Below are 6,963 nucleotides of genomic sequence, written 5' to 3' on the forward strand. Positions count from 1 at the left end.
CGAGGGTAGGCACGACCAGCGGCGCGGAATTGTTTCGCATATCTCCATCGGCTGGAATTCGTTCGCGCCGGTATTCATCTATGGTCGAGTGCGAATCCGGTCGATGCCGGGTGTTTCGCAAACCCGCTGGGGCGGAACGGTTCCGGGTGGAGGTACCGGCGTGGCGATCATAGACAATCCGATAGTGGGGTTCGCGGCGAGCCTCGCGCTCCCCGCTGCGGGCGCCTTCTTCAAGAATCCGGTCTACGGCACTCTCGGAGGACTGGTCGGCGGTGCTCTCTACGGCCTGCAGAACGATCACACCGGCTGGAATCTCGTCTCCGACATCGCTCTCGGCGCGGCCGGTGGCGGTCTTGGCGGCCGGATCGGGAGAAAAGGCACCGAGGTGTGGCTTCTGGACGGAAGGCCCGGAAGGACTGTCGGAGAGGCGCTGAGCACATTCACCCGCACCGATCGAGCGCTGGTAACCGGCAATTCGATGGGTGCGGCCGCCGCTTTCTCCGCGCCCCCGCTGCTGATCAAGGATGTGCTGACCACCGGGGTACTTCCCACCGTCGGCATCGGGCGAGGTGATACCTGAATTACGCGGTAGGCGATGCACATCACGCCGATTCAGTGCGGCCGGGTGGCGATTTCGGTTGGCGCGTCGTCTGCGGTGCAGGTGTATCAGCCGTTGACGACTGCTCCTTCGCCGTCGGCCGGTTTCTGTGCGGACACACGGTCGGTGCCCCGGACGGTTCCCGGTGCCCGGTACCTCTGTGCCCGTGCGGGCACCGCGGTACCGACCTGCCGGCGCTCGCCGGAGCCACTTCGCCGAGGCTGCCCATCTCTCACCGGTGGACCGGCCACGCCGGCATCGGAGCCAGGCCCATGCAGCCGACCGAATCCGGTGAACGGTCCGAATAGCTCCGGAACCTCGCCGATTCCATCGGAAAGCGGCTGTAGGCGGCCATCGATGATCACTTCGTACGAGCGCTTGTCTGCGGTACCGAACACGACTACCACCGCACTGCCCCGAGCCCATACCGCGAGGTCGCCGGTCCGGACCGAGTCGGTCTCACGCTGGATACCGGCCGAGACGGCGTTCGGCGAGCCGGTGGAGGCGGGCCGGGTATCGGTGGCCGGCCTTCGACCGAACGCCGTGTCGAGTATCTCCGCGACGACCGGCGAGACGTACTGGGTCCGGCCGTCGGGCAATACGTACACCATCGAGGCATCCTCCGTCGGCGATGCCTGCTGCCGGCCCATCGGGCCGGCTTCGCTGAGTTTTCCCCGGAACGCGGCCCGGGCCTGATCGGATGCCGGTGGTGCGCCGGTCCGAGATGACCAGGGGGTCGAGTTACCGCCTGCGGACGGCATGGACGGTACGACCGACCGGCCACCAGTGGACGCTTCCGGCGCGGCAGACGCCGTTTCGCCTACTACTGTCGACGGATCACGGTCCGCTCGTCCTGTCGTACCGGCAAGCGTGCCCAGCAGAGAGTCCCGTGGCGCAGGACCCGGCTCCTGTGCGCGCGATCGGCGTATATCCGTCGTGGCGTGCGGAACGGACTCGGCCGAGGGTGCGGCGACCGAGTCGGTGGGGTGAGATGCGGCCGTGCCGCGATGCTCACGAGCCACCGGTGCCTCGCCCGCACCGGAACCGTTCGCCGGGCCCCGCGACCGGTCGTGGGCCGTGGCTCCCGGCGCAAGTGCATGTGCGGGCGCCGGATCCGGGGCGAACAGCATCGGTATCGCCGGCGCAGATTCCGGCGACGGTGTCATCTCGACGAGGCGACGGACGAGTTCGCCCGATATGCGAGCCTGCTCCTGATGCGCTCGTGTCGTATCCACCACTGCCCGGTCGGCACGGTCGAGCCCGGCGGGCGCGTAGTCGAGGATGTGGTCGCCTTTGCTCTTACCGACCGGGATCGTCCCCGCGTCTGCGTTGATCCGCTGGATCGCGGCTTCGACCCGTTCGCGCCCGGCACGTGTCGCCGCCAGGGACCGGCGGACCAGATCGGCCATCCGCCTGTCCATTTCCTGCAGATCCTGGAATCGTCGCTCGAGCTGCGCCGCCACCGCCTCATAGTTTCGGATCCGTGCGCTCGCGGTTCCCTCCACACCGCGAATTGCCGGTTTCAACGGCATGTCGGCCACCGAACCCGAACCGAAGGCATCCCAGTAGCCGCGAAGTGCCCGCGGCAGTCCCCGGTAGTAGCTCTCGATCAGGGGCGAAAACTTGAACTCGTCCGGGTAGCCGGGCGCGTTCTGATCCGGCATGAGGAGTTCTGGCATCTCGACCATAACCCTCGGCATCCTAATCCGGTCCAGGTACCGGAACCGGTCCGAGCCGCGCAGTAGCTCCGCGCGCCAACCGAATCGGCTACTGCTGCACGGCCTTGCTCGAGAGCCGCAACCAGAGGCGCGCGTGGTCGCTGTCGCGTCTGGCTTGGTTGCGGCCCAACCGAGGGCGCCGTGCGGTAGCGCCGCCGGGTTGCCGCGGTCTCCCAGTAGATCTGGTTGCCTCCAGCAGGTGGCCGGGGGTTCGGCCCTCGTCGTCGAGGGTTTGCGCGACTGCGGCATGGGCCGGTCGGTCTTGGATCGGAAGTCTGCCGACGGGCACTTCGGTTCGGTTCAGCGGCGAACGCCGCCGAGCGGCGATGTCCGGCGGCGTCCAGGACCCGGTGCGACGTACCCAGCAGGTGGCCGGAGGATCGGCTTTCGGGCACGGATCGGGGTCACCGGGCCGCGGACGCGACGACGGCGTGGGCGAGATCGGCGAGAGCGCTGGTGATCTGCTCGGAATCGATGCCTCGTTCGCGCTGATGCCGATAGACCTCCACGGCCACCGGGGCGAGGAGCACGTCGACGAGCGGATCGGGTCGTACCACCCCCGCCGCCACCAGTAGCGCCCGGATATGGGCCGACCAGAACCCGTAGGCGCCGGTGGTGAACCGTGCGCCGCCGGCCTCCGCGCCCAGTACGAGATCGGCGTGCGCATCGAGCAGTCGGATCATGGCCGCGTAGAAAGCCGCCAGCCGCTCCGCCGGGGGCGCACCGGGCCCCAGGGGTGGTGCTCCACCGAGCAACTGCTCCTGGAGTTCTCGTTCGTGCTCGTCCAGCAATGCCGTGGCGATGGCGCCGATATCGGGATAGCGCCGATACAGCGTGCCCCTCCCCACGCCCGCCGCCTTCGCGATGTCGTCCATGGTCACCGCGCGTGGATCGCGGAGGGTGAACAGTTCGGCCGCCGCGGCGAGGATTTTCGCCCGATTGCGTGCTGCGTCCGCTCGTTCGCCGCCGCCGGCGGGTGCCGGTGCCGTGAGCAGGTCGACGCGGATATCCATGCCAGCACCCTAACGCAATAAGTGGACATTGTGTCCAGTTGGTTCTACGATCCACCAAGTGGACGCGGTGTCCACTTATCTGGAGGTTTCATCATGGCCACTCTTCTGCACCTGGACGCAAGCGCGCGCAGCCGTTCGATCAGCCGGGAGGTGAGTGCGGCGTTCGCCGACTCCTGGCGTCTCGAACACCCCGGCGCGGGCTATGTGTACCGGGATCTGGCGGCCGACCCGGTGCCGTTCATCGATGCCGGCTGGACCGAGATCTGCGACGCCGTTCTCGCCGCGGGCGCCACCGACCTCGATCGGCTCGCCACGCTGGTGCGTACGCCTGCCCAGGCCGCGGCGTGGCGGATCGTCGAACCGCTGCTGACCGAACTGCTCGCCGCCGATACCGTGCTGATCGGCACCCCCATGTACAACTACTCCATTCCGGCGTCACTCAAGGCGTGGCTCGATCAGGTGACCTTTCCGCGGATGTCGCTGGCACCACGCCGGTTCGTGGTGGCCACCGCGCGCGGTGGCGCCTACTCGCCCGGTACGCCCAAGGCCGCGCTCGACTATCAGGAGAGTTATCTCCGCGACTTCTTCGCGGGCCATTTCGCCGTCACCGATACGGTTTTCATCAATGCCGAGCTGGCCAACTCGCGGCAGGATCCGGCGCTGTCGCGGTTGCGCGGTGAGCACGATGCGTCGTACGCGCGCGCCGTCGACACCGCTCGTGGGCTCGGTAAGGAATACTGAGATGGGCTGGCTGGTGCTCACGCTCGCGGGGGTGGTCGAGATCGCCTGGTCGCAGAGCATCAAACCGACACAGAACTTCACCCGGCCGCTGCCCACACTGCTGTGCTTCGTGCTCGCCGCTGTCGCTGTGTACCTGCTCTCGTATGCGATGCGCACCCTGCCCGTCGGCACCGCCTACGCCGTGTTCACCGGTATCGGCGCACTCGGTGCCATCGCTCTCGGCGTGATCGTGCACAAGGATCCGCTGAGTGTGGGCCGGGTGCTGGCACTGTCGATGATCGTCGGCGGTATCGTGCTCGCCCGGCTCGCCGACCCGCACTGATCGGCCGGGCCTGGACCGTCCGGGCCGACCTCCTCGTCGTCCGGTCGGCCCTACGTTCCGGCGGGAGCGATCGGCCGTGGCCGAGCCGCGGTCGAAGTGAATACGAGTTCTGGGATATTTGCCGTATTCACGCCGGATTTTATCCACTTTTGTGAGCGGTGATTCACGCTCCGTGATAGAACTTCGGCAATCTGAAAGGCGGATAGTTATGAAGGCGACTGCCAAGCAGCGTGCCGCGCTCGGGACGATCTGCGACACGTTCGTACCCGGGGACGGTCTCACCTTGCCCTCGGCGACCGAAATCGGTGCCGTGGACACCGTATTCGAATTGCTGGGACGCAATCCCAGGGAGGCCGAGGGCAAGCAGCTGGCGACGCTGCTGGACGTCTGGGACTCCCCGGTGACCGGCCTGCTCACCGGGCGGGGCCCGCGGCGATTCTCGAAGCTGTCACAGGAGCAGCGCGAGCGGGCGCTGCTGCGGCTCGGTGACTCCCGGATCGGCGCGGTGCGGGCGGTTTTCCAGGCGCTGAAACAGGCGTCACTGCTCGCCTACAACGTGACCCCGGGACCCACCGGGTTCCACCCCCTGTGGAAGGAGATCGGCTACCCGGGGCCGCCCGGACCGCTGCCGGCCGCGCCGCAGCCCGCGCTCGCGCCGCAGCGGATCACCGAACCCGGCACGCTCACCTGTGACGTGGTGATCGTGGGCTCGGGCGCGGGCGGTGGGACGGCGGCCGCGGTACTCGCCGAAGCGGGACTCGATGTGATCGTCGTCGAACGCGGCGGCTACTACGACGACAAGGATTTCGGCGCGGGAGAACTCGCCGGCCTGCAGCAGCTGTACGCGCCGGGCCCGTCGGCGTCGGCCGAAGGACAGATCACACTGGTCGCGGGAACGTGTCTGGGCGGCGGGACCGTCGTCAACTGGAGCACCTCACTGCCCACACCGGACAGTGTGCGCGAGGAGTGGGCCGGGGTCGGCGCGAAGCAGTTCGGTGAGGCGGAATTCAGCGAATCGCTGGACGCGGTGGTGCGCCGACTGGGGGTGAACGAGCGCCGCTCGATCCTCTCGGCACGCGACGGGGTGCTGGAACGCGGGGCCGGGGCGCTGGGCTGGGCGGTGGATCCGTTGCCGCGCAATGTGACCGACGCCTGCGACGCCGGGGTGGAATGCGGGCGATGCGGCAACGGCTGCCGGGTGGGGGCCAAACAGTCGGTCACCAAGACGTGGCTGGCCGATGCCGCCGCGCGGGGTGCGCGATTGATCGTGGACGCCGATGTGCGGCGCATCCAGGTGCGCTCCGGCAAGGCCGAGTCGGTGTCGGCGCGCACCACGACCGGTGTGGAATTCGAGGTCCGGGCCCGGGCCGTGGTGGTCGCCGCCGGTGCGATCCAGACCCCGGCGCTGCTGAAGCGCTCGGGCCTGGCGAACAAGAACATCGGCCGGTATCTGCGGCTGCATCCGGCCGCGGCGGTGTTCGGGGTGTTCGACGAGGAGATCCGGCCCTGGGAAGGCGGATTGCAGACCCGTATCTGCCGCCGGCACGCGGACCTCGACGGCAACGGATACGGCGTCATCTACGAGACCGGGCCGCTGCATCCCGGTTTGTCGACCGGGTTCATGAGCTGGCGCGGGGCCGCGAACCATCGCACCAATATGCTGGACTTCGGGCGCTCGAACGCGATCGGCATCATCACCCGCGATCGTGATTCGGGGGTGGTGAAGGTCGACCGCGACGGACACCCCACCGTCGACTACCGCATCTCCGATTACGACGCGAGGCATCTGCACACCGGGATCGAGGGCGCGGCGAGCATTCTCGAAGCCGCCGGTGCCCGGCGTATCTTCTCCGGGCATCAGGCCGGGATCTCCTACGAACCCGGTGTCCGTGGGTCGCACGCGGAGTTCTCCGCCGCCGCCCGGGCCGCGGGCTACGGGCCCGGGCAGTGTGCGCTCGGCGCCCTGCACATCATGGGGTCGGCGCGGATGGGCGGTTCGCCGGAGATCTCGGCGACCGACCCCGACGGCGCCACCTGGGATGTGAAGAACATCGTGGTCGCCGACGCGTCCTGCTTCCCGACGTCCTCCGGGGTCAACCCGATGGTGTCGATCGAGGCGATCGCCCATATGAACGCGCAACGGCTGGCCGCCCGGCTGACCTGAGCGTCTCGGATCAGCCGCCGCGCAGACTGTTCGCGATGGTTCGCAGGAGGCCGAGATCGGCGGTGTCGCCGGTCTCGGCCGGGGCGCGGACCCGTAGGCGGCCGTCGTCGACGAGATCGCCGATGAGGACCTTGGTCAGCGCGAGCGGAACGTGCAGCTGCGCCGACACCTCCGCCACCGATTGCGCGACCCGGCACAGCCGGACGATATCGACGTATTCCGGTTCGGTCCGCCGTGGGGCCAGGCCCGGCGAGGCGTCGACCACCATGGTGTCCAGGGTGAGGTCGCTGCGCGAGGCGCGGCCGCGACCCCGGGTCACCGCGTAGAGGCGTACGACGGGACCGGCGTCCTCTTCGTCCCAGTCGTCTTCGTGCGGGCCGTTCACGGCTGCGGCGCGCCGTTCGCTT

The 6,963-nt window shown here is 68.5% G+C and carries 6 protein-coding genes; 4 read left to right on the top strand and 2 right to left on the bottom strand.

Annotated features, from left to right (window positions below):
- Positions 1-160: 160 nt before the first annotated feature.
- Positions 161-580, top strand: coding sequence for a hypothetical protein (locus tag ON38_RS05785; protein ID WP_157181677.1), 420 nt, complete (start codon positions 161-163; stop codon positions 578-580).
- A 2,140-nt stretch (positions 581-2,720) separates the two neighbouring features.
- Here ON38_RS05785 and ON38_RS05795 read toward each other — a convergent pair.
- Positions 2,721-3,329 carry a TetR/AcrR family transcriptional regulator gene (locus ON38_RS05795; protein ID WP_051164411.1) on the bottom strand — a complete coding sequence of 203 codons (609 nt, stop codon included), beginning with the start codon at positions 3,327-3,329 and terminating at the stop codon, positions 2,721-2,723.
- 93 nt (positions 3,330-3,422) lie between these two features.
- Between ON38_RS05795 and ON38_RS05800 the strand changes: the two genes are divergently transcribed.
- The 3 genes from ON38_RS05800 (at position 3,423) to ON38_RS05810 (ending at position 6,556) form a co-directional block, all read left to right on the top strand.
- On the top strand, positions 3,423-4,070 hold the full coding sequence (locus ON38_RS05800) for an FMN-dependent NADH-azoreductase (protein ID WP_039822944.1): 648 nt from the start codon (positions 3,423-3,425) through the stop codon (positions 4,068-4,070).
- A 1-nt stretch (position 4,071) separates the two neighbouring features.
- The gene (locus ON38_RS05805) at positions 4,072-4,392 is read left to right on the top strand and encodes a DMT family transporter (RefSeq protein WP_039822946.1); all 321 of its coding nucleotides are present in this window, start codon (positions 4,072-4,074) and stop codon (positions 4,390-4,392) included.
- A 208-nt stretch (positions 4,393-4,600) separates the two neighbouring features.
- The gene (locus ON38_RS05810; protein ID WP_039822949.1) at positions 4,601-6,556 is read left to right on the top strand and encodes a GMC family oxidoreductase; all 1,956 of its coding nucleotides are present in this window, start codon (positions 4,601-4,603) and stop codon (positions 6,554-6,556) included.
- 10 nt (positions 6,557-6,566) lie between these two features.
- On the opposite strand, the gene ON38_RS05815 is transcribed toward ON38_RS05810, so the two are convergent.
- Positions 6,567-6,941, bottom strand: a complete 375-nt coding sequence (locus ON38_RS05815; protein ID WP_039822951.1) for a DUF742 domain-containing protein — start codon at positions 6,939-6,941, stop codon at positions 6,567-6,569.
- Positions 6,942-6,963: the final 22 nt, after the last annotated feature.

The sequence above is a fragment of the Nocardia testacea NBRC 100365 genome (assembly GCF_000308775.1).
Classification (GTDB): Bacteria; Actinomycetota; Actinomycetes; order Mycobacteriales; family Mycobacteriaceae; genus Nocardia; species Nocardia testacea.